Annotated in this window: 1 protein-coding gene; it reads left to right on the forward strand. The window is 64.4% G+C overall.

Translation table 11 applies throughout. From position 1 onward, the window contains the following. Positions 1-834, forward strand: an 834-nt coding sequence (locus CDV49_RS20015) for an IS5 family transposase (RefSeq protein ID WP_088217016.1), incomplete at its 5' end; no start/stop codon positions are given. Positions 835-888: the final 54 nt, after the last annotated feature.

Genomic DNA, 888 nt, shown 5'->3' on the forward strand with positions numbered 1-888 from the left:
GACATGGTCTGGCTGCCCCCCAAGGCGGGGCGTCCTGGTCGTCCGCCGGTGTTCTCTGATGCAGCGATCCAGTTCTGCCTGATGGTGAAGGTGCTCTTTGGCCTGCCACTCCGGCAAACAACCGGGATGGTGGCCAGCATTCTGAAGATGGCAGGGCTCGACTGGCCAGTGCCGGACTTCTCCACCCTGAGCCGCAGACAAGGATCTTTGGTGGTCGACATACCCCACCGCCGTGCAACGGGGCCGCTGAACCTGCTGGTCGACAGCACCGGGATCAAGTTCCTGGGCGACGGGGAATGGCTGGCGCGCAAGCACGGCACGCACCGCAGGCGCCAATACCGCAAGGTTCATCTGGCGATGGACACGGCCACCGGCGACATCCGAGCGGTGGAGTTCACCTCGAGCCGCGAAGGCGACAGCCCTGTGCTGCCGGATCTGCTGGATCAGATCCCGGCCGATGAACAGGTAGGCACCGTGACCGGCGACGGCGCCTTCGACACCCGGCGGTGTCACACCGCAATCGTCGATCGCGGCGGCACGGCCATCATCCCGATCCGCAAGAACGGACGCCTCTGGAAGGAGAACTGCCCTGCCGCCCGTGCCCGCAACGACATCCTTCGGGCGAGCAAACGCTTTGGGCGAGCAAACTGGAAGCACTGGTCCGGCTATCACGTCCGAAGTCGGATCGAGGCAAAAATGCGCTGCCTGAAGTCCTTCGGCGAGCGCATCGCCTCACGAGACCCCGACCGCCAGACCGCTGAGATCCACATCCGCATCGCCCTCATGAACCGCTTCAACACCCTCGGCACTGCCGAGACCGAACGCGTGGCCTAAGGCTGGTGGGGTAAGGGGACATCACGCTTCAACGCCGAGTTCTGCAACAATGCC

The organism is Haematobacter genomosp. 1 (assembly GCF_002196855.1).
In the GTDB taxonomy this organism is placed as follows: Bacteria; Pseudomonadota; Alphaproteobacteria; order Rhodobacterales; family Rhodobacteraceae; genus Haematobacter.